The organism is Ruegeria sp. CK2, assembly GCF_056536585.1.
On the sequence record NZ_JBQFPW010000011.1, the window covers coordinates 36,322 to 59,126 of the forward strand.

Sequence of the window (22,805 nt, forward strand, 5' to 3'; positions counted from 1 at the left end):
TCGCGCGGCCGGAAAGGGAGGGTCGGTTATTTTTAGAAGTGATGCTGCCAAAGGCTATAGCCTCAGCGCGCCCGCCACGATTTACGTGGGCTTTCTGGTGGCTGCTCCTTTGGCGATATTGATTGCCTATTCTTTCTGGACGCAGACCTACGTCACGCTCGACAAAAGCATTACACTGAAGAACTACCGCGAAGCTTTGACCGACCCCCTGGTTCAGCACCTCATGCTGCGTTCGATCTGGATCGCTGGGGCCGTCACCATTGTTACCGTCGCGCTCGCGTATCCTATTGCTTACTTCATCGCGATGAAGGCACACAAAAAGACCATCTGGCTTTTGCTGATCACCATTCCCTTCTGGTCCAGCTATCTCCTGCGCGTCTTTGCATGGAAGCTCATCCTTGGCTTCAATGGCGTGATGAACTCAGCCTTGCTGGGGCTCGGGCTAATCAATGAACCCCTGAGTTTCCTTCTCTACAACGAGTTCGCAGTGGTCTTGACTCTTGCTCATGCATGGGCGCCTTTCGCGATTTTGCCGATCTATGTGAGCTTGCAAAAGATCGACCCGAGCCTTTTGGAAGCTGCTACTGACCTTGGCAATAACGCTTTTCAACGCTTCATGCGGGTGACTTTGCCGCTGACGATCCCCGGGATCATCGCCGCCTGCTTGATCATCTTCATCCCAACTGTTGGCGATTATGTTACCCCCGCTTTGGTGGGCGGTAGTGACGGCAAGATGATCGCAAACCTCATTCAGGTACAGTTTGGCGCGGCCAATAACTGGCCACTTGGAGCAACGCTCTCGCTTTTAGCCATGCTCTCGGTTGGCTTTGTCGCCATCGTCTTCGTCATCACCGGAAACCGTTTGGGAAGGCGCATAAGATGAAACGCCCTTCAACCCTCACTGGGTATGCCCTCCTTTATCTGGCATTTCTCTATCTGCCCGTTCTCTTCCTGCCGCTGTTTTCCTTCAATTCTGGTACTATTGTTGCATTCCCGATCAAGGGTTGGACGCTGGACTGGTACCGAAAACTGGGTGAACAGGACACGCTTATTCAAGCGCTGTGGAATTCTATCGGCGTCGGCTTTGTTGCCGCGCTGCTCTCCACCGCCATAGGCCTATTCGCCGCTCGCGCATTCGTACGCTACCGTTTCAAAGGCCAGCGCGCAGCGGAGGGGTTGGTCATGCTGCCCCTCGTCATTCCCGGCATCATCGTCGCATCTTCCATGCTGGTTCTGTTCTTATTCCTGGGCCTCAAACCGTCTCTTGTAACCGTGGCGCTCGGCCACATCTTCCTGGCGTTGCCTTTCGCTGTCTCAATCCTAAAATCCGCCTTCGACGACTTCGACGCCTCACTGGAGGAAGCCTCATACGACCTAGGCGTTGGCGTTTTCGAAACCTTTCGGCGCGTGACGCTTCCGGTCGTCGCCCCAGGGATTATCGCCAGCATTCTTGTGACCTTCACTGTCAGCTTTGATGAGTTCGTCCTGGCCTTCTTCCTATCCGGCAACCAACCAACTCTGCCGGTCTATATTTGGAGCCAAATCCGCTTCCCGGCCAAACTCCCGAACGTTCTGGCGCTTGGTTCGATTCTCCTCTTCACATCGGTACTGCTTCTCGTTTTGGCCGAATATTTCCGCCGCCGCTCCTCCGGGAAAGGAACCTGATGATCGAAAAAAATATCATAGAACTTTCCGGGGTCGAGAAACGCTACGGCAGCTTTGCAGCAGCATCGGGTATCAATCTGGACCTGAAGGAAGGTGAATTCTTCTCACTCCTCGGGCCATCAGGCTGCGGTAAGACCACTGTACTTCGCATGATCGCCGGATTTCAGGACCCAACCCAAGGCACTGTCACAATCGACGGACGAAACATGGAAGGGGTCCCCGCAAACAACCGCCCCACCAACATGGTCTTTCAAAGCTACGCTATCTTCCCGCATCTGAATGTTGGAAACAACGTAGCCTATGGTCTTCGCGGTCGCGCCCCGAAAGCCGAAATCGAAAACCGAGTGGCGGAAACGCTGGAGATGGTCGAACTTGGCGGGCTGCAGTTGCGTGGCGCGAATGAGCTTTCCGGAGGGCAACGGCAGCGCATAGCGCTTGCGCGCGCGCTCATCATGCGGCCCAAGGTGCTCTTGCTCGACGAACCGCTTTCAGCGCTTGATAAAAAGCTGCGCGAACAAATGCAGTTTGAAATGCGCAACTTACAGCAGTCACTCGGGATCACGTTCGTGATGGTCACTCACGACCAATACGAAGCAATGACAATGTCCGACCGCATCGGTGTCATGTTCAACGGGCGCTTGGCGCAGGTCGACACCCCCGCTTCACTTTATGCACGCCCATGTGACGAAGAGGTGGCGAGTTTTATTGGTGAAATGAACATCCTTCCCGCTTCAGTCGCCGGCGAATCAGACAATGCTCTCTCAGTCAATGTTGCTGCATTTGGAAACATGCAGATCGACCGCAATCCCAACGTCACGAACCCGGGCAAAGACATTATCATCGGTATCCGACCTGAGCAGCTGGAGATCAAATCCGAAAAGCCCGCGGATTACCCCGCGACAGTACAAGGCAAGGTCATCAACGTCGCCTTCTATGGCGAGAACATTCACTATCACGTCACGGTCGATGGCCATGACAAACCAATCGCTGTTTCTGTTCCCAACTACTTTCACACCGTCGATTTCAATCGTGGTGACGCGGTTTGGCTGGGCTTGCAAGCTGCTAGCGCAATCGACCTTGGCCGCGGCAAATGAATACAACCAACAGGAGGAAAAAATGAAACTTCAAAGAATTGCGGCGTTTGCGTTTGCAACCGTCACCAGTGCTGGCAGTGTTAGCGCCGGTGGCGCTGATCTAAGCGTATTTGACTGGTCGGGTTATGAAGACCCGGGTTTTTTCGCAAACTACATGGCGAAACATGGGAATGAAGCGCCAAGCTATTCTTACTTTGGCAGCCAGGAAGAGGCATTCACCAAACTGATGTCCGGCTTCACAGCAGACCTGGCACACCCCTGCTCGGACGCCGTGCGCAAATGGGTGGCAGCGGACCTGATCCAGCCCTTGGACGAAAGCAGGCTGACCAACTGGGCGGACATGTTGCCCGAAATCAAGGAGGTCGACGGCATTGTCATCGACGGCAACCTGTACATGTTGCCTTTTGAATGGGGTAACACCGGATTGATCTATCGCACCGATAAAATCTCAGGCGATGATATCTCGCTGCAGCTTTTGTCGGACCCGGCCTATGCAGGAAAAATCTCGATCCCAGACGCGGCCTCTTCCGCCTATGCTTTAGCCTCGCTCGCAACCGGCAACGCTGACAACTATACCAACCTGACCGATGCACAGTTCAAGGAAGCCTCCGACTTCCTGCGTGCAATCCACCCCAACATGCGCTTCTACTGGTCCGATGCAGGTCAATTGGACCAGGCAATGACCAGTGGTGAGATTGAGATGGGCTGGGCCTGGAACCAATCGGAACTGAACCTGATCTGGAACGAAGTGCCCGCTGCCATGATGCGTGATGTAGACAAAGGCATTGCTACGTGGGTTTGCGGGTATGTACATCTGAAGTCCTCGACCACAGATGAAGAGCAGATTTATGACCTGTTGAACGCCCTGTCCGAACCAGGCTCTGGTCAGTACATCATCGAGAATTGGGGTTATCCCCATGCCAATGCAAGAGCGTTTGAAATTGCCGATCAAGCCAGCATCGAGGCCTATGGTTTTGCCGATCCAAAAAGCTTCTTTGAAGGCAGCTTGTTTTTTGATGCTGTGAACCCTGAACTGGAAGCCAAGATGTTGGCCGAATTCGAGCGGATCAAAGCAGGCTTCTAGACAGCAAATCGGCCAGGGCTACGGCCCGGGCCCTTAAACCACAGGAAACGCGCGAAATGTCGGACGCGAACCCATACGGCTTGCTATTTGAACCGGTACAGATCGGTCCAGTTAAGGCCAAGAACCGCTTCTACCAAGTGCCCCATTGCACCGGCTTAGGGCACATGCGCCCGCGCGCAGATGCGGCGGTTCGGGGAATGAAGGCGGAAGGCGGATGGGCGGTGGTTGCGAACCAGGAAACTGAAATCCACCCCAGTTCTGACCTATCTCCATTTCCAGAAGGGCGTCTTTGGGACGAGCGCGATATTCCTGCCCTGCGCCTGATGACCGATGCCGTTCATAAACACGGCGCATTGGCAGCCATTCAATTGGTGCACAATGGCAATCATGCGCCCAATCATCTTAGCCGCGCGCCCCTGATCGCGCCCTCCGAAATGAGCTCCGATTCCGCCATGCCCAAACAGGCCCGCGCCATGGACAAAGAAGACATTCGCGTGTTTCGTCGCTGGCATCGGGACGCCGCGCTGCGAGCGAAGGCTGCGGGCGCCGATATCATCTACGTCTATGCTGGTCACTCAATGTCCATTGCCCAGCACTTCATGCTGCCACACATGAATAGCCGGACCGATGAATATGGCGGTTCTCTGGAAAACCGCGTGCGTTTGGCGCGTGAGTTGTTGGAAGATACGCGCGAGGCTGTCGGAGATACCTGCGCCGTCGCCCTCCGGTTTGCCATTGACGAAATGCAAGGCCCAGATGGGATGCAGGCGGCAGAGGAAGGCCGAGCAGTGGTGGAGTTGTTGTCAGATCTGCCGGACCTTTGGGATGTGAATGTTTCAGGTTGGGAAAACGACAGCGCCACAACACGCTTTCAGCCGCAAGACGGGTATCAAAATGACTATCTGTCTTTCGTCAAAAAAGTCACCGGAAAACCGGTGGTTGGTGTGGGCCGCCTGACGTCGCCCGATATGATGTTGTCGATGGTGAAGAAAGGCATTGTCGATCTTATCGGAGCCGCCCGCCCTTCCATAGCCGACCCTTTCATTCCGAAGAAAATCGAAGAAGGTCGCATCGACGAAATCCGTGAATGCATCGGCTGCAACATTTGCGTGGCCTCAGACAACATCGGTATCCCGATCCGCTGCACCCAAAACCCCACAATGGGTGAAGAATGGCGGCGCGGCTGGCACCCGGAGATTATTCAGAAGCGAGGGTCCGAGGAGCAAGCCTTGGTCGTTGGTAGTGGTCCAGCAGGCCTTGAATGCGCCATGCAGCTAGCCCGTCGCGGCTATGGTGTAACCTTGGCAGAGGGCGCCAGCGAATTTGGCGGGCGGGTTGCGAAAGAAAGTAAGTTGCCCGGACTTTCCGCTTGGGGCCGCGTGATGGATTACCGGCTGAACGATCTAGCACAACGTAGCAATGTTGAGATGTTCACCGAGAGTGCATTGGGCGCAGAGCAAGTCATGGAGTTGGGCATTCGGAATGTCTTTTTGGCCACGGGATCAAAGTGGCGACGTGACGGTGTAGGACGCAACACCATGCGCAATGCGCCTGAGATCGACAGTAGCGCCAACATTCTGACGCCAGACGAGATATTGTCAGGCAAAATTCCCCCCAATGGTCCGGTACTGATCTATGACGATGATCATATTTACATCGCTGGCGTACTCGCTGAAAAACTGGCGAGGGCAGGCCACGACGTTGTTTTTGCCACACCTGAGAGCCTGATCTCTAGCTTTACGACTTACACGCTTGAGCATCACCGAATTCAAGCGCGGCTCATTGAATTGGGTGTGGACATTCGATGCAATCAATCCTTGGGAGCTCTCTCTGGTGAAACGGCGACGCTTACCTGCATGTTTTCAGGTCGCGAAACTGAAATCGTCTGCTCATCGGTTGTTTTGATCACCGAGCGTACGCGCGAAACTGCTCTATACGACGCTTTGAAACCCCTGGAACTCAAAACTCTGGAACTGATCGGCGACGCCGCCCAACCCGGTCTAATCGTCGACGCCGTTTTCTCAGGGCACCGCGCGGCGCGGAATTTCGAACGCCCGAAGAATGAGGCCGAAAAAGATTGGTTCCGTCGTGAAATCATCGATCTGGAGGAGGCGTAATGCCCAACCGTACACTTGACTTGGATGATCTGATCGCCTCGCATAGGCTCGGCCATGCCATGCCCCGTGGGTTCTATACGTCGCAAGATATCTATGACTATGACATAGCTCAGGTCTGGAATCGCAATTGGCTTTGGGTCGGGCATGAAAGCCAAATTCCCAATCCGGGCGACTATTTCCTGTTTGACTATGGCCCAGAATCCATAATCGTCGTTCGCGACCTTGATGGAGAAATCCGCGCCCATCAAAACGTCTGCCGACATCGGGGATCACGGGTCTGCACCAAAGCGGAAGGCCGCGCGCGCGTTTTCGTTTGTCCCTATCACGCCTGGACGTTTGAGCTTTCTGGAAAGCTGCGTGCAGGTCAGAACATGGGGGCCGATTTCGATCCATCGAAATATGGATTGTTCCCGGTACAGATCTCCGTTTTTCAAGGGTTGATTTTTGCCTGTGCTGACGCTGCAACACCAGCCCTCGACACTGTCTTAGCGCAGCTTGCTCCGCTCACTGTGCCTTATGGTTTGAATGATCTTAAAATCGCTCACACAGCATCGTTCCCTGTGCCTGCCAACTGGAAACTTGCGGTTGAAAACTATCTTGAATGTTATCACTGCGGCCCGGCACACAAGGAATACTCCCGCTCACACAGCCTGAAATCACCGCAGGAAATGAAGGGTTTGGTCGGGTCGTTGAGGGAACGCGCGAAAGACGCGGGTCTTTCGGCAGATGAATTGGAGCTGATTGGGGCGGCGGCCACAACCCCCTTCACCAGTGCCTATTACCGCCGCTATCCCCTTTACGAAGGTTACAAAACCGGCAGCAAAACGGGTGAAGCCCTTGCACCGCTTTTGGGATCGCTGATGTCGTTCGACGGCGGCGCAACCGATCTCGGCATCGGCCCGCTCAACTGGTTCCTCATCTACTCCGATCACATGGTCGGTTATCGTTTCATTCCCCGCAAGCTGCAGGAAACAGATATTCAGGTGGTTTGGTTCGTGCGCAGCGATGCTGAAGATGGCGCTGACTATGACAAGGATGACCTGACCTGGCTGTGGCATGTCACATCGCTGGACGACGAACGCATCATTCGCCACAACCAATCGGGCGTAAACTCTCACCACTTCCAACCTGGGCCATTGAGCGAAATGGAAACCTCGCTACAGGCTTTTTACGATTTCTATTTCGCCATGATCGGACCGAAACAAGAACAAAGGATCGCGATCCATGGCTGAAGTGAGAACACGACGCCGCGGCGGCGGGCGCGCGGCGCGCATCAAGGTGCAAGAGGCGACAACCGGCAACGAAGCCGTTCGTGGCGGCTTGAGCGGAGGGCGCTATCGGCCTTTGTCGCAGGTTGATATTGAAAACATCCACAATGCTGCACTGACAGTTTTGGAGAGAACCGGTATCTCCGATCATTTCCCGGAACTCCTCGACCTCGTCTTGCCCAAAGGCGCGGTGATGAATGAACATAACCGCCTGTGTTTCCCGCGCGCCCTGATTGAAGACATCCTCGCCGGAGCTGGCAACGAGTTCTATGTTTATGCCCGTGGTGAGCGAGAAGGCAAAGACGACATGCATTGCACGGCGGAAAGCGTTTATTTCGCCAACTCTGGTACAGCCGTGACAACGTTTGATTCTGAGACCAAAAGCTATCGCCCTTCTGTATTGCGTGATGTTTATGATTTCACCCGGCTGGTGGACCGCCTGGAAAACATTCATATGCTGGGTGACACGGTGCTAGCGACCGATGTAACTGACGACCTTTCGCACGATATGAACACCATCTATGCGATACTGGCCGGCAGTCAGAAACCCGCCTGTCTGACCTTTCGCGACCGCAGCCATATCCCCCATGCCATCCGTATGTTTGATCTCGCCCAGGGTGGTGAAGGCAGCTTCATGAAAAAGCCCAGCGTCATCTTTGGCGGCTGCCCCATGGTCTCGCCGCTAAGGATCGGCAAGGAAAACATGGAGATAATGATCGACACCGCTAAACTGGGCTTGACCGTCGATCTGGCCGTTCCACCTCAGGCCGGTGCTACTGCGCCCGCAACCCTTGCCGGGACGCTGGTGCAAACCGTCGCCGAAACGCTCGCCTGCGTGGCCATCGTCAACCTGATCACACCTGGCTGTCCAATCTGCTTTGCTGCATGGCCCTTTATAACCGACCTGCGCAGCGGGTCGTTCACCGGCGGCAGCGGTGAACAGGCCTTGATCGCAGCGGCAGCCGTTCAAATGGGCAATTTCTATAACCTGCCCACTTCTGTGGGCGCGGGTATGACCGACGCCAAAATTCCGGACGCCCAATACGGGTTGGAAAAGGCGTTGACCTTTACCCTGGCCGCCCATGCGGGTGCCAACCGCCTTTGTGAATTCGGCGGCATGATCGGTTCACTCATGGGCTGCAGTTTTGAAAGCATGGTGATCGACGATGAGGCGGGTGGAATGATTTTGCGTTCCTTGCGTGGCATCGAAGTGACCGACGAGACCATGGTGGTTGACATCATCCACAAATGCGCCATCGACCCGGGCCATTTTTTAGGGAACCCTCACACTTTGAACTATATGACGAGCGAATTCATCTACCCCGAGCTGATGGATCGAGAACGCACAGATACTTGGGAAAATGAAGGTAAAACTGACCTGCTGGATCGTGCCCGAGATAAGGCCAATTCCATCCTCGACACTCACTTCCCCAACTATTTCGGTGCTGCCGATGCGCAGGTGCGTGAAGAGTTTTCGATCGTCATGAGCACTGAGGATATGGCTCGCCGTGGATAACTCCGACGCCAAACAATGGGACAATGACCATTTCCTCCACCCGTGGGAGGGGATGCAAACGCTTCGTCAGAACGATCGCACGTTTATGGAAGGGGCCAGCGGCATTCATGTGGTGAACGACAAGGGTGAACGGCTGATCGATGGGCCTGGCGGCATGTGGTGTACTCAGATCGGCTATGGGCGTAGGGAGATGGCCGAAGCAATGGCCGAGCAAGCTCGTAAACTTGCTTATTTCTCGCCATTCAATGCCACCAATTCTACTGCCAGCCACTTTGCCCGTGAGATCGCCAAACGCGCGCCGGGGGATCTGAACAACGTCTTCTTCACTACCGGCGGATCAACAGCGGTGGATACCGCCATTCGGTTCACCCACTTCCGCAACAACCTGCTGAACAAACCGAAGAAGAAAATCATCATCTCGCGCCAAAAAGCCTATCACGGCAGCACGTATCTGGCTGCCAGCGTCAGCGGCAAAGAACGGGACCGTCTTTGGCTGGATAAGGCCGATCACCTGGCGCATTTTCTGCCCGATGTGAACCCCTTGCACCGGGGCGAAGGTCAAAGCATCGATGCATTTCTCGATGAAAAAATTGCAGACTTGGAAGATGCAATTCAATCACTCGGCGCAGACAAAGTAGCAGCCTTTATCGCCGAACCGATCCTCGCCTCAGGCGGCGTTATCGTGCCCCCCGAAGGCTATCACAAACGCTGCCTTGAGGTCTGCCACAAGCACGATGTTCTCTATATCTCTGACGAAGTGGTCACCGCTTTCGGCCGTCTCGGTCATTGGTTCGCCTCTAAAGACGTCTTTGGCATTGAGCCGGACATCATCACCTGCGCCAAGGGCCTCACCTCGGGCTATGCGCCTATGGGAGCCGCGATCATCTCAGATCGGTTGATTGATGATGTGGCGGGCAGGGACGCTGCTTTTTCAAATGGTTACACATACTCAGGCCACCCCGTTAGCGCTGCCGCTGGTTTGAAGAGCATTGAGATAATAGAACATGACGGAATTCTGGAACATGTGCGCCGCGTGACACCCATTTTTCAGGGCCGATTGGAGGAGTTGCGCAACATCGACATCGTTGCTGATGTGCGCGGAATGGGATTGATGGGATGTGTGCAATGTTCGGAAAAAGGCAAGGCCCGCGGCGACCTGGGGCGAGACTATGAGACCGGCGCATTGATCGATCAAGAATGCCAAAAGCGCGGCCTGATCCTTCGTCCGATCATCAATATGTGTGTTTTCTCGCCGCCTCTGATAATCACGGAGACCGAGATCCATCAGATGTTTGACATATTGAAAGAAGGGATCGAGGCAGCAACGAGCCTGGCTAAGAACCCGTAGCAAGGTTTTGAGCAGGCCGAGCTTCTTCGACAAGCGGATTCCGTCAATGTGCAGAGCTCGCTTGATAATGACGCGCAGTCAAAACCGTAGCTTTCAGCCACACCAAAGTTCGCGACAAAACCATTCGTAAGGTCAACTGTCACGCTAGGTGGTCGTCAACAGAAAAAACCCGCCTACTAGGCGGGTTCTTCAGTTTTCAAGCCCTGATCAATGTACGACGGCATCCTCCGGACGCGGTCGTTCGGACGTGCCCAACCGATCACCGATGATCAAACCCTCGGGTCCGGCTGTGACCGGCACCGTCTCGCCATCCTTGATCTCACCAGCGAGCAGCGCTTCGGCCAGCGGGTTCTGCAGGGCGCGCTGGATCACGCGTTTCAGCGGGCGAGCCCCAAAGACCGGGTCATAGCCTTCGTCGGCCAGCCATTCCTTGGCGGCGCCGTCCAAGACCAGCTCAATCTTGCGGGCGGCCAAGCGTTTCTGCAAACGCGCCATCTGGATATCAACTATGCCATCCATGTCGGCCCGCTTGAGCCGGTCGAAGATGATCGTTTCGTCCAATCGGTTCAGGAATTCGGGCCGGAAATGGGCCCGGACCGCATCCATCACATCCCGCCGCGCCTGCTCGCTGTCTGCGCCTTCAGGCAACTGGCTAAGTGCCTGAGACCCAAGGTTCGACGTCAGGATGATCAGCGTCTGTTTGAAGTCCACGGTGCGACCCTGGCCATCGGTCAGCACGCCATCGTCCAGAACCTGCAACAGCACGTTGAACACATCCGGGTGCGCCTTTTCAACCTCGTCAAACAGCACCACCTGGTAGGGTCGGCGCCGCACGGCTTCGGTCAGCACACCGCCTTCGTCGTAGCCGACATAGCCCGGAGGGGCACCGATCAGGCGGGCGACCGCGTGTTTCTCCATGAACTCGGACATGTCGATACGCACCATCGCGTTGTCGTCATCGAACAGGAAATTCGCAACGGCTTTGGTCAGCTCGGTCTTACCCACGCCGGTGGGCCCGAGGAACAGGAACGAGCCCAGCGGGCGACCTTCATCGTTCAGCCCCGCTCGCGCACGGCGCACAGCGTTTGCCACGGCTGTGACCGCTGCATCCTGCCCAATTACGCGGGAATGCAGATCGTCTTCCATCCGCAGCAGCTTCTCGCGCTCGCCTTCCAGCATCTTCGAGGTTGGGATACCGGTCCAGCGCTCAACCACTGAAGCGATCTGTTCCGGACGCACCGTTTCCTCGGCCATCATCTGGCTGCTTTCGGCATTTTCGGCCTCGGTCAGCTTTTTCTCAAGCTCAGGGATGACGCCGTAAGACAGCTCCCCCGCTTTGGCGAGGTTGCCTTCACGCTTGGCAATCTCGAGATCAGCGCGCGCCTTGTCGAGCTGTTCTTTTAGATCGCGCGCACCAGCCAGCTTATCGCGTTCAGCTTGCCACTGGGCCGTCATCTCGGCAGATTTCTCCTGCAGGTCGGCCAGATCCTTTTGCAAGGTTTCCAGACGATCTTTGGAGGCTGCATCGTCTTCCAGCTTCAGCGCCTCTTCCTCGATCTGCATCTGCAGGATCTGGCGATCCAGTTGATCCAGCTCTTCGGGCTTGCTGTCCACTTCCATCCTTAGGCGGGCCGATGCTTCATCGACAAGGTCGATGGCTTTGTCGGGCAGGAAGCGGTCGGTGATGTAGCGATGTGACAAGGTCGCCGCCGACACCAAAGCCGAGTCTGAGATACGCACGCCGTGGTGCAGCTCGTACTTTTCCTTGATGCCACGCAGGATGCTGATCGTGTCTTCGACGGTCGGTTCTTGCACCACAACGGGCTGGAATCGTCGTGCAAGTGCTGCGTCTTTTTCCACGTACTTGCGATACTCATCCAGCGTGGTCGCGCCGATACAGTGCAGCTCACCCCGGGCAAGCGCAGGCTTGATCAGGTTGGCAGCATCCATTGCGCCGTCGGATTTACCGGCACCAACAAGTGTGTGCATCTCGTCGATGAACAGGATGATTTCACCGGCGGCTTCGGTCACCTCGGTTAGAACAGCCTTGAGGCGCTCTTCGAACTCACCGCGATATTTCGCACCGGCGATCAGTGCACCCATGTCGAGCGCGAGCAGCTTCTTGTCCTTCAGCGATTCCGGCACGTCACCGTTGATGACGCGCAGGGCCATGCCCTCGGCAATCGCGGTTTTACCGACGCCGGGTTCCCCGATCAGAACTGGGTTGTTCTTGGTGCGGCGCGACAGAACCTGCATCGAGCGGCGGATTTCCTCATCCCGTCCGATGATTGGGTCGATCTTGCCTTCGGCCGCAGCCTCGGTCAGGTCGCGCGCGTATTTCTTGAGCGCGTCATAGCCTTCTTCCGCCGATGCGGTGTCAGCGGTGCGACCCTTGCGGATGTCATTGATCGCCTCATTCAGTTTCTGGGCGGACACCGCACCGGCATCCAACGCCTCTTTGGCTTTGGATTTCACCATGCACAGCGCCATCAACACGCGCTCGACCGGCACAAAGCTGTCGCCCGCCTTGGTGGCTATCTTTGCGGCCTCGTCCAGAACCTTTGCGGTCTGGCCGTCCATGTAGATCTGGCTCGCATCACCGCTGACCTTCGGAATCTTGGCCATCGCGGCATCCAACGCTTCGACCACGCGGCCGGGCGCGCCGCCGGCGCGTGTGATCAGGTTGCTCGCCAGCCCCTGATCGTCATCCATCAATGCTTTCAAAATATGCTCGGGTGCCAGCCTCTGGTGACCTTCACGCAGCGCAATTGTCTGCGCTGCTTGCACGAATCCCCGTGCCCGCTCGGTGAACTTGTTTAAGTCCATTGCTATTCTCCTTTTCCAAGCGCCCTATATGCGAAGCGCCTGCTTGGCAGCACGCTCCTGTCTGGGCCTCACACTCAATCTGGGAGATATCTTTGCCGGTTCAAGAGGCTAGGGCACAGAATCAGACCTTATTCGCGCTGTATTGTATACACCGTGTAACCACCGGTTTCAGCCACCTGTACCGCACCCTGCTCGTCCACCAATGTCTGCGCCGCGTTGCTACCTGTGGGGCAAGATACTAGGTCCGCAGTGTGGTCAAGGAAATTGCCTGTAAAGGCGGTTTCACCCGTGAGCTGACACCAATCATCTTCGGACCGATACCCCCCCACAAGACGCAGGTCATCATTTGTGGGTGCAGGCGCAGCACCTGTGTCCGACGGATCGGTCGGGGTTTCGTTGCACGCGGCCAATGCAAGTACTGTCCCCAGCAAAACCAGTTTTTTCATATCCTGTCCCTTTTTGTGAGTTTTTACTTTGAATTTGCGCCACCATAGCACAGATCCAAATCCGCTGCGGCAGCCAACCTGCATGGACACATCTGCCTGAACCCGCTAGGACGCAGACGTTTGCCAAAAGGAGCCTGCCCAATGTCCGATGACCGTCTGATCGTTGCCCTTGATGTTCCCAACGCGCTGCAGGGGCTGGCCATGGCCGAGCGGTTGGGTGACAGCGTCTCGTTCTACAAGATCGGGCTGGGCATGCTAACCGGTGGTGGCTTGGCGCTGGCCAATGAACTGAAACAAGACCACGGCAAGCGCATCTTCCTGGACATGAAACTGTTCGACATTGGCAACACCGTCGAAAACGCGGTGCGCGGGTTGACGCAGTTTGATCTGGATTTTCTGACAGTCCATGGTGATCCGCATGTGGTGCGCGCGGCGAAAGAAGGGGCCTCAGGCAAAGACTTGAAAATTCTAGCGGTGACGATCCTGACTTCTCTGAACCGCGACGATCTGGATGCCAGCCTGTTGAAATCAGGCGACGTGCAGGACCTGGTTGTCGAGCGCGCCGCCAAAGCGTTGGAGGCAGGTGCGGACGGCGTCATTGCCAGCCCGCAAGAGGCTGCACTGATCGGCGCCCTGCCACAATCCGAAGGGCGCTTGATCGTCACCCCCGGCGTGCGACCGACAGGTGCTGCATTGGGCGATCAGAAGCGTGTGGCGACCCCCGCCAGTGCCATCAGCGCCGGGGCAGACCACATCGTTGTCGGACGCCCAATCTATCAGGCGGACGACCCGAAGGCGGCGGCACAGGCGGTTCTTAATGAGTTAAATTCTTTGACACGGCACTGAGCGCCTTTGGGAATCGCAGGCCGGTAAGCCGGGAAATATCCACGAAATCTTGACCTTACGTCAATCTCAGGGGATTCACGCCGGATTTCCTCTGTGCCCCAAAATACACATGAGAAACCCAACTTTTAGGGTCACAAAGCTTAAACCTATCTAAATATAGAGAATTACGGGAGTCTGGGTTTGAGACACTCCCCAACGAACCGTTTCTTCCTGAGGTTCGTTACTTTCCCCCCGCACACTTGCGGGGGGTTTCTTTATAAGCAGATTTACAGGACCTTTGATCGCTGGAAATCGATGGTATAAAGGGCTGCCCGAACTATCCGCGGAACGTGTGGGAACGCAGATGCCCGGTCTTTGCCGAGATTGCCTGACCTCTCTGACAGACGAACGGCGCTGCCCGTCCTGCGGTAGCCCTCGCTTAACGTTGCATGCCGAATTGTTTGATCTGTCTATCGCGCATATGGATTGCGATGCCTTCTACGCCTCGGTCGAAAAGCGCGACAACCCTGAACTGGTGGATAAACCGGTCATCATCGGGGGCGGCAAACGGGGTGTCGTGTCGACGGCCTGTTACGTGGCGCGGATTCGGGGCGTGCGATCGGCCATGCCGATGTTCAAGGCCTTGCAGCTTTGCCCCGAGGCCGTGGTGATCAAACCGCGCATGTCGGTCTATGCCGAAGTGTCTCGCGATATCCGGGCGATGATGGATGAGCTGACCCCGGATGTGGAACCGCTGTCGCTGGACGAGGCCTTCATGGATTTATCTGGCACCAAACGTCTGCATGGCGCACCACCTGCGATTATGATGGCGCGTTTGGTCAAGCGGATGAAGGACGAGTTGGGGCTTACCGGCTCAATCGGGCTGAGTCACAACAAGTTTCTGGCCAAGGTTGCGTCCGACCTCGACAAGCCGCGCGGATTTTCGGTGATCGGCAAAGCCGAAACGGCAGAGTTCTTGCATGACAAGCCGGTGCGGCTGATCTGGGGGATTGGCCCGGCTGCGCAGGAATCGCTTGAGCGCGCCGGTATTCGGGCGTTTTCTGATTTGCTGCGCTGGGATCAAGAGGCGCTGACCGCCCGCTTCGGATCCATGGGATATCGGCTGTGGCATCTGGCGCGTGGGCAAGACAAACGCCGCGTTTCGGCGCATGAGCCGATGAAATCGATCAGCAACGAGACGACATTCTTCGAGGACACAGCGAGTCTGGACATTCTGGACGGTCACATCTGGCGCATGGCTTTGAAAGTGTCCGACCGGGCCAAGGCCAAAGGGTTGGCGGGCCGGGTTGTCACGCTGAAACTGAAGAAGGCCAATCACAAAACTCTGACGCGTCGCGTGTCTTTGCGGGATCCAACTCAGATAGCGGATCGGATTTATCGAACCGCACGCGGCTTGTTTGATCAGGTCGGTGATCAAGGGCCTTACCGCCTGTTGGGATGCGGTCTTTCGGACCTGTGCTCTGCCGACCAAGCCGATATCTCAGGTGATTTGCTTGACCCTGATGCCGTGCGCAGATCACAGGCCGAACGGGCCACAGATGAAATCCGTCAGAAGTTTGGGACAGATGCCATTGTGAAAGGGCGCGCGCTGCGGTGAAGTTACTCGGCTGCCAGTCGCATCGGTCGCGCGCCGATGCTGGCGATTTCAGCGATCACTTGTCTTAGAACACCCGAAAACTCTTCGAAATTGGCGTTCGGCGTGATTTTTTCCTCGTCCATGTATAGCGCCCTGTCGATCTCGATCTGAACCGCATGTTGATGCCGTGCGGGCCGGCCGTAAGTTTGCGTGACGTAGGCGCCCGCAAATGGCGCATTGCGTGCCACGTTAAGCCCCGCCGAGGCAAAGGCAGCTTCGACCCGATCGACAATCTCGCCCGAGGCTGAGGCCCCAAACCGATCACCAAGTACAATATCGGGTCGCCTGCTGCGCGCGGTGCTGGCCATCGCGACGGCCTCATGCGGCATCGAGTGGCAATCGACCAGAATGGCCTGACCAAACTTGCTGTGCGATTCGGCTAGCAGAGATTTGAGACGCGCATGGTAAGGTCGCCAGTACGTGTCGATCCGCAACCGCGCCTCATCCATGGTCAGCTTGCCACGGTAAATGGCACGCCCGTTCGCCACAACACGCGGGATCACACCCAGCCCCGATGCAACACGCGGGTTATGCCCATGTCTGCGGGCTCCGCTGATCAAAGCGGGGTCGAGCTCATCTGCACTGCGGTTCAGGTCAAGATAGGCCCGCGGCATGGCGGCTTGAATGAATGGCGCGCCTTGATCGGCGGCTGATGCGAACAACAAATCGACAAACGCGTCTTCTGAGGATCGAATCACATTGCGATTCAAAACAGAACGCTTCAGAAGCGCTTCGGGATAGTCCCGCCCGCTATGTGGCGAAGAAAAAACCGCACAAGAGCTGCGGATTTCGGGCATATCCAATACAAAGGCCGCGTTCTGCATGATCCCTCCATGTTCGCATTGAACATAGACCGGAAAATAGTTCTACCAAACCCCTTGAACCCATTTGCGACTCCTTTTATAGACCCCGCTACCGGCGCGGGTATCCGCGCCCCATTTCGTTGTGGGGCAAGGTTCGCAAAGGGTTCATGGGCGGTTAGCTCAGCGGTAGAGCACTTCGTTGACATCGAAGGGGTCACAAGTTCGATCCTTGTACCGCCCACCATGATTCACTGTTCCGGGTTTCCGGGACACCCGACTAACCCAGGCGCTGGCCACGTCCTTGATGAAGGCGCCGCAGATTGGAGACAGACCATGAAGGTCAAGAACTCGCTCCGCTCGCTCAAGAACCGGCACCGTGATTGCCGGGTTGTGCGTCGCAAAGGCCGCGTCTACGTGATCAACAAGACGCAGCGCAAGTTCAAAGCTCGCCAGGGCTAAGAACTGCACACTTCAAGTCGAGAGAACCGCGCTGCAGAGCGCGGTTTTTTTGTTTGCAACAACTGGGCAATGTTGGCTTTACGGAGAAGAGCAGCCGATAGCTGCACTGCGACAGATTTGTTTCGCGTGAACGAATGCGGTGCGGACACATTGGAGTTTTACTGCAGGCGAATTGCCGTAAACGTCTTCACTGCATATGCACATCTATTTGAAGGAAACAGTAAAGAGTCAAAACGCCAAAGCACTGGACGCCTCTCCACTGCGTATTGCGTATGACTAAATATGCAGCATTCACCGAGAACAAACGGTTGGGTGCGGTTCTGGAGCACATCAAAGCCGAGCAAGACAAATCCACCCCAAGCCGCGAAGCGCTGGAAAGCAGCGGTCAGCTACCAGCCAACAGGACGCCGCAACGATGGTTGGAACTCTAAACTTGCCAAGTGGGCTAAAAAACGTGTGGAAGCGGCAGAGTAAGCGAGCGGAAGAACACACGGCTCAAACATCAGCGCCACCGTAGATATCAAGATCCATTGCAATACCGCGGGCGCCCAAAAGACGGGTGGTTTCTGCTGAGATATACAGCCCCTCATTCCCCTTTTTAAGAAACAAGCCACAAAATATCTGTACTTCAAATCGTGACGATAGATTGGACCAAATAGATAAATCAGCCGTTAAACTATCCAGCAGTGCTGCTATTTGGCTATCCAGATTCCCCGGCTGTGTTCGTGGGGTATTTTTGCCCCATATGCCGGTTCTTTCGATACGTTCGCGCCCGTTTTTCAGCGGTGTTTTATCGCCCTTTTTCCCAAACCTATCCGGCTCACACTCCAAGGAACTCGTAATTTCGTCAGGGTTCAAGTCGTCGCCCATTATTCGGAGCGCCGCAGCTGTTTCAAAGAGTTTTGACAACCTAAATCACTCCTAGAGCTTAGCAGACAGTGGATAACTCCAAAAACAGGCGTAAACCAGTCATACCGTATCGCAAGGCTTTTCTGCCCTTCGATATATGAGGTCTCCGGGCTGCTAAGCCTTGCTGCCGTCGGTGCTGGGTGAGACATTTCTACTTTGCACAACCAGCGACATTTCTACTTGGTTGCAACACCAAATCAAGCGGAGATTGACCCCATCTATATGATTTGGCAAAATTTTTTGAGTGAATTCGGTGCTCCGATACCCAGACGGGTCTCGATTGAAGGTACTATGATGGCAAGAATGCACATCGTGGTTAGAGAAATGGTGGAGTTCCCCAAGCGACACCTATTTGTTGAATCAAATTTCACTTGTCATGAAGGACGCCAGATAGTTGCTTGGGGGAAGGCCACCGAGCTATTGGCCCTTTCAACTTAAGTCTGATTTGTCCGCTTGTGCGGACATAGCAGGATTTCATGAAACGGATGGGCGGCAGGTATTTGAAATTCGTTGTCGACGAGATAATGAGCGGGTTTTACCTCCTCACCGGCCCTGGCTTCCGGAGAAATTGCCTTTGCATGGGCCTCAGCAATGACGCGCATGACGTCCAGGCAGATTGGGGCACGCAGGAGCTGTACTGCCTCCGGTAGGACATCCCCCAGGAAACGTCATCAAACGTTTTGCGCCGCGCCGCTGTGGCTTGGGCGTCAAATACGTCGCTGTTCTCAAGAAGGATCTGCCAAACGTCTTCTTCGAGCAAAGTAGGAGTGCCCGTCATCAGAGATCTTCGAACAGATGGCTGCCTGAACTAAGGGAGGGTCTGACTGGCAAGCATATTCAACTGGTCGGTGATCCAGTTAACGATACCAGTTTAATCCTTTGTATCTTACCGGAAGGGCCTTTGGGTAAGTCGTCGAGCACATGAACGACATCGGGTGTTTTGAATGAGCCGAGTTTTTCGCGGCAAATCGCTATTAGATGTTCAGGTGCCACCCTCGTATCGTCCTTCAGCTTCACGGCAGCCTCGACCCGTTCACCATAGGTTTTGCAGGGGCGTGCGAATGCGGCAGCTTCGATGACATCTGGGTGCGAATAGAGGGCTTCATCTATCTCACGCGGCGCGATGTTTTCACCGCCCTTAATGATCAGTTCTTTGAGCCGCCCTGTTACAAAGACGTAGCCATCGTTATCCAAATGTCCCAAATCGCCCGTACGCAACCAACCATCTGAAGTGAACGTTTCTTGCGTTGCATCGGGGTTCTTAAAATACTCACGCATCACATTGGGCCCGCGCACTGCAATCTCACCCTGGGTGTTGGGCCCGCGTGGTTCCAACGCGGCAGACAAAATACAAACGTCATTGCCAATAGCCTTGCCGGGTGAACCAATCTTGCGAATCCCAGGCGGTAGCGGATTCGACAGGATTTGCGCGGCGGTTTCGGTTAGGCCCATCGTCTCAACAATTGGGACGTCAAAACGTTTCTCGAAGTTGTTCTGAACATCAGGCGCAAGGGCCGCCGAAGCTGAACGCCCAAACCGCAGTCGTTCTCGCACGTTTGGCGAGGGCCCGATCTCTGAATGCAACAGATGCGAAATGATCGTCGGAACCACCGAGAACCAAGTCGCCTGTGCGCTTTCACATTGGTCCCAGAACCTACTGGCCGAGAATTTTTCGGCCACAGCCAGCGCGCCCCCGCAAATGAGCGTGCCCAGCACGGTAACGCACAGCCCGTTAATGTGGTTGATCGGCAAAACACACAGGCCGATGTCTTTCGATGTGAGGTCATGTGCAATCGTGGGCGTCCAGCCTCCGGCGAGTAGGCTTGAATTGCTATGTACCACGCCTTTGGGCTGCCCCGTTGTGCCAGAGGTATACATCAACAGGGCATCATCATCCGGTAACAGATCAAACAGATCGACGGGGTTCGTGCCGTCTGCCTGGGGTAGTTGTCGAAGCACATCCGTTCGAACCCGGTTAAACAGATCTTGCTGGGCTGCACCCACCAGCGCGATGCGTGCCTCGCAATGATCCAGCGCATAGCGGATGGCATCATCACCCGCTGCTAGGTTGATCACGGTGGCCCGAAACCCTCCGTACAAGACACCGTAGAGGCATTCGATCGCCTCGCGCCCGTTTGGTTGCATGATCGCGACACTGGCGCTTTTCTCAAGGCCCTGCGCGGTAAGCCGAGCAGCCAGATTCCGCGCGCGGTTCCGCAATTGGCTCCAAGTGAGCGGCGCGCCCCCGTCAAAGAAGAGATAGCCACTGCGCTCGCCGGACATGACCGCGCGGTGGTCGAGCCAGTCGCGGACAGTGCCCTGCGGGGGGGCGGTCGGGCTTACTTTCATTGTCCCACATCCGCCCAGTAGTCGGCAAAGATATCCTCAACCGCCGGCTCATTCGGAGCAATTTCGCGGATGATTCTGGTAGTTTGCAGGAAGTGCCGCCAATGCAGGTTGTCATCAATTGAGTTTCCGCCCCAGCTGCCGCACCCCATCGATAGCGAAAACGGCATGCCGTTGGTGAAAGAGCCACCGGTCGCAAAGGTGTGGGCTTGGTTTACGATAACCCGGCAGGTCGGCAAAGACTGTCCCAGTTCGACAGCGCGGCTGTCCCTTGACGTGTGAATTCCGATCGAATGCCCTGCGCCCTGGTAGTCCAGAATGCGAGCGGCGATCTTACGTGCGTCGTCGTAATCACGCGCGCGGTAAAGCGCGGCTACGCGGCTGAGTTTTTCGCCAGACAGCGGATGGTCCGGGCCGATGCCATCAGTTTCGACAACAAGGAACCTCGACCCGGCAGGAACCTGATCCGCCAGCCCCAGGGCCTCGAACGTCTGGTCGGCATCCTGCGCGATTACGGATCGGTTGAGATGACCATCAGGCCAAAGCCGGGTCACTATGGCGGCTTCGTCTTTTGACAGTGCGCCGCCCTCCTCGGCGAGGGCCGCAACAAAACCATCGTATACTGCATCAACCACGATCATCGAGTTTTCGGACGAACATGACGTGGCATTGTCAAAGGTCTTTGATGCGGTGATCTTCTGCGCAGCAGCTTTCAGATCGGCTGTTTCATCCACGATCACCGTCACGTTTCCGGCGCCCACGGCCACGGCGGGGGTTCCACAGGTCTGGGCGCGGTGGACGTTGTTCTGGCTGCCGGTACAGATCACAAGGTCGGATTGCTCCATCATGGCCTGTGTCTTGGCTTTGGACCCTGGGGCCGGGATCATCTGCACCAGATCATGACCCAGGCCCAGCCTGTCGAACTCGGTATGAATGAACTCCAGCAACAACTCGCAGCTCGCGACGCCTTTCGGGGACGGTGCCACCACAACGGAATTGCCGCATTTCAGCGCATTGATGATGTTGTTCGCCGGCGTCGCCGCGGGGTTGGTTGACGGGACCACAGCCCCAACCACACCCATCGGGCGCGCGATTTCCGTGATGCCCGTCTCCGCATTGTCATCGATAACGCCTTGCGTCTTCAGGCCTTTGAGGTCGCGCATCAAGCCTAGTGTCTTGCGATGGTTCTTTGTGATCTTGTCCGGCACGTTGCCCAGACCGGTTGTTTTCACTGCCAGTTCGGCCAGCGCCGTATTGCGGGATGGCTCCATGATGGCCCAGGCGGCGGCTTCGGCGGCCCGGTCATAGCGCTGTTGATCCGCGCCGGTTTCATAGGCCTTTTGCGCGCTGCGCGCGCGGGCCATGATCGCGTGGACCTGAGCAATGTCATCATGTGCATTCATGTTGGTCATCCTTGTAAAGTGAACAGGGCGAGGGCCGCCCTGTTCACAAAGGTGCTGATATCAGAGTCCGGCCAGCAGGGCCTTGAGGGTTTCTTCCCGCGCGGCCCACATGGCCTGGACTTCTTCGCGGTCCATGATGTGCATGGGCGAGCCGCCAGCGGCCATTTTCTTGGCCACACGGTCATTATTGAACATTTCGGGAACCGTTGCCGCCAGCGTTTCGATGACCTCGGGCGGGGTTCCTTTGGGCACCATGATGCCACGAAAGTTTACGCTGGCATTGTCGATGTCATATCCCTGCTCCTTAAGGGTCGGCACATCCGGCAGAAAGTCATTACGCTCTAGGTCAAAGACTCCAAGGATTTTGACATTTCCTGCCTCTTGTGCGCGGAAGGCATCGGACAGATTGTTCACCCCGCCCATAACATCGCCTGCGATCACCGCTTTCATCGCAGCGGCCCCGCCACCCTTTGTGGGGATATAGGCCATTTTCACACCTGCCGCCTTTTCCAGCTGCAGCGCGGCGATGTGGTGCCCGACAAACAGGCCGGCCCCTGAGAATGTCAGCTTGCCGGGGTTGTCCTTGGCGAAGGTTACCAGGTCGTCCATCGAATTCATCGGGCTGTCAGCCGCCACGACAAATACCGCCGGGTCCGCACCCCAATTGGCGATGGGTTCAAAGCTGTCCGTCGAATACTCCACGCCACCCTTAATCGACTGGGCGATGAAATGCGGAACGTTGTAGGCGGCCAGCGTATACCCATCCGCGTCAGCCTGGGTGGCGAACCAGTTCCAGCCCACGCGCCCACCGGCACCGGGCTTGTTGATGATGGCGACCGGCATCCCCAGCGCATCCTCATTGCCGGCGGTCATGGTCACAATCCGCGCCTGAAAGTCCGTCGCCCCGCCAGCATCGTAGCTCACCATCATCATCACTGGGCGCTCGGGGTAGTCCTCGGCAAGCGCTGCGCCTCCGGCCAGTGTCGTTAGCGCCAGCGTGGCCGCTGTAAGTAGGTTCTTCATTGTATCGTCCTCCCTA

19 protein-coding genes and 1 tRNA gene are annotated in these 22,805 nt (G+C 56.1%); 13 read left to right on the plus strand and 7 right to left on the minus strand.

The window, feature by feature from the left end:
* Positions 1-85: 85 nt before the first annotated feature.
* The 8 genes from ACR0BU_RS16295 to ACR0BU_RS16330 are packed head-to-tail and all read left to right on the plus strand — an operon-like array spanning position 86 to position 10,092.
* Positions 86-883: an ABC transporter permease gene (locus tag ACR0BU_RS16295; RefSeq protein WP_480738137.1), complete on the plus strand. Its 798-nt coding sequence runs from the start codon at positions 86-88 to the stop codon at positions 881-883.
* Entirely contained in the window at positions 880-1,665 is a 786-nt protein-coding gene (locus tag ACR0BU_RS16300) for an ABC transporter permease (RefSeq protein ID WP_299081892.1), read from the plus strand. Before ACR0BU_RS16295 ends, ACR0BU_RS16300 begins: the two co-directional genes overlap by 4 nt.
* Positions 1,665-2,759 carry an ABC transporter ATP-binding protein gene (locus tag ACR0BU_RS16305; RefSeq protein ID WP_480738136.1) on the plus strand — a complete coding sequence of 365 codons (1,095 nt, stop codon included), beginning with the start codon at positions 1,665-1,667 and terminating at the stop codon, positions 2,757-2,759. The genes ACR0BU_RS16300 and ACR0BU_RS16305 overlap by 1 nt, the downstream gene beginning before the upstream one ends.
* A 22-nt stretch (positions 2,760-2,781) precedes the next feature.
* Positions 2,782-3,843 carry an ABC transporter substrate-binding protein gene (locus tag ACR0BU_RS16310; RefSeq protein ID WP_299887907.1) on the plus strand — a complete coding sequence of 354 codons (1,062 nt, stop codon included), beginning with the start codon at positions 2,782-2,784 and terminating at the stop codon, positions 3,841-3,843.
* A gap of 56 nt (positions 3,844-3,899) precedes the next feature.
* On the plus strand, positions 3,900-5,960 hold the full coding sequence (locus tag ACR0BU_RS16315) for an oxidoreductase (RefSeq protein WP_480738135.1): 2,061 nt from the start codon (positions 3,900-3,902) through the stop codon (positions 5,958-5,960).
* A complete protein-coding gene (locus tag ACR0BU_RS16320; RefSeq protein ID WP_480738134.1) occupies positions 5,960-7,192 on the plus strand; it encodes an aromatic ring-hydroxylating oxygenase subunit alpha in 1,233 nt (410 codons plus the stop codon). Before ACR0BU_RS16315 ends, ACR0BU_RS16320 begins: the two co-directional genes overlap by 1 nt.
* Positions 7,185-8,744, plus strand: a complete 1,560-nt coding sequence (locus tag ACR0BU_RS16325; protein ID WP_480738133.1) for a trimethylamine methyltransferase family protein — start codon at positions 7,185-7,187, stop codon at positions 8,742-8,744. Before ACR0BU_RS16320 ends, ACR0BU_RS16325 begins: the two co-directional genes overlap by 8 nt.
* A 52-nt stretch (positions 8,745-8,796) precedes the next feature.
* Entirely contained in the window at positions 8,797-10,092 is a 1,296-nt protein-coding gene (locus ACR0BU_RS16330) for an aminotransferase class III-fold pyridoxal phosphate-dependent enzyme (RefSeq protein ID WP_480738167.1), read from the plus strand.
* A gap of 207 nt (positions 10,093-10,299) precedes the next feature.
* Here ACR0BU_RS16330 and clpB read toward each other — a convergent pair whose 3' ends face one another.
* Together clpB and ACR0BU_RS16340 are read right to left on the minus strand one after the other, a co-directional pair.
* Positions 10,300-12,918, minus strand: coding sequence for an ATP-dependent chaperone ClpB (gene clpB, locus ACR0BU_RS16335; protein WP_480738132.1), 2,619 nt, complete (start codon positions 12,916-12,918; stop codon positions 10,300-10,302).
* Positions 12,919-13,046: 128 nt separating this feature from the next.
* Positions 13,047-13,364 carry a hypothetical protein gene (locus tag ACR0BU_RS16340; RefSeq protein WP_299887894.1) on the minus strand — a complete coding sequence of 106 codons (318 nt, stop codon included), beginning with the start codon at positions 13,362-13,364 and terminating at the stop codon, positions 13,047-13,049.
* Between the two features lie 141 nt (positions 13,365-13,505).
* Here ACR0BU_RS16340 and pyrF point away from each other — a divergent pair, with 141 nt between their 5' ends.
* Positions 13,506-14,210: an orotidine-5'-phosphate decarboxylase gene (gene pyrF / locus ACR0BU_RS16345; RefSeq protein WP_480738131.1), complete on the plus strand. Its 705-nt coding sequence runs from the start codon at positions 13,506-13,508 to the stop codon at positions 14,208-14,210.
* 343 nt (positions 14,211-14,553) lie between these two features.
* Positions 14,554-15,807 (plus strand): DNA polymerase IV, encoded by a 1,254-nt coding sequence (locus ACR0BU_RS16350; protein ID WP_480738130.1) that lies wholly within the window; start codon positions 14,554-14,556, stop codon positions 15,805-15,807.
* Between the two features lie 2 nt (positions 15,808-15,809).
* On the opposite strand, the gene ACR0BU_RS16355 is transcribed toward ACR0BU_RS16350, so the two are convergent.
* Positions 15,810-16,670, minus strand: coding sequence for an N-formylglutamate amidohydrolase (locus ACR0BU_RS16355; RefSeq protein ID WP_480738129.1), 861 nt, complete (start codon positions 16,668-16,670; stop codon positions 15,810-15,812).
* A 148-nt stretch (positions 16,671-16,818) separates the two neighbouring features.
* On the opposite strand from ACR0BU_RS16355, the gene ACR0BU_RS16360 reads away from it, so the two are divergent.
* From ACR0BU_RS16360 to ACR0BU_RS16370, 3 genes are all read left to right on the plus strand, one after another.
* Positions 16,819-16,893 (plus strand) — tRNA-Val (locus tag ACR0BU_RS16360).
* Between the two features lie 89 nt (positions 16,894-16,982).
* Positions 16,983-17,108, plus strand: coding sequence for a type B 50S ribosomal protein L36 (gene ykgO, locus ACR0BU_RS16365; protein ID WP_005648635.1), 126 nt, complete (start codon positions 16,983-16,985; stop codon positions 17,106-17,108).
* Positions 17,109-17,380: 272 nt separating this feature from the next.
* Complete coding sequence (locus ACR0BU_RS16370; RefSeq protein WP_480738128.1) at positions 17,381-17,539, plus strand: hypothetical protein; 159 nt, start codon at positions 17,381-17,383, stop codon at positions 17,537-17,539.
* Between the two features lie 64 nt (positions 17,540-17,603).
* Here ACR0BU_RS16370 and ACR0BU_RS16375 read toward each other — a convergent pair whose 3' ends face one another.
* The 4 genes from ACR0BU_RS16375 to ACR0BU_RS16390 form a co-directional block, all read right to left on the minus strand.
* Complete coding sequence (locus ACR0BU_RS16375) at positions 17,604-18,017, minus strand: DUF4279 domain-containing protein (protein WP_480738127.1); 414 nt, start codon at positions 18,015-18,017, stop codon at positions 17,604-17,606.
* 837 nt (positions 18,018-18,854) lie between these two features.
* Positions 18,855-20,366: an AMP-binding protein gene (locus ACR0BU_RS16380; protein ID WP_480738126.1), complete on the minus strand. Its 1,512-nt coding sequence runs from the start codon at positions 20,364-20,366 to the stop codon at positions 18,855-18,857.
* Positions 20,363-21,766, minus strand: coding sequence for an acylating sulfoacetaldehyde dehydrogenase (gene sauS, locus ACR0BU_RS16385; RefSeq protein ID WP_480738125.1), 1,404 nt, complete (start codon positions 21,764-21,766; stop codon positions 20,363-20,365). The genes ACR0BU_RS16380 and sauS overlap by 4 nt, the downstream gene beginning before the upstream one ends.
* Before the next feature lie 60 nt (positions 21,767-21,826).
* Positions 21,827-22,789 (minus strand): tripartite tricarboxylate transporter substrate binding protein, encoded by a 963-nt coding sequence (locus ACR0BU_RS16390; RefSeq protein WP_480738124.1) that lies wholly within the window; start codon positions 22,787-22,789, stop codon positions 21,827-21,829.
* Between the last annotated feature and the right edge of the window lie 16 nt (positions 22,790-22,805).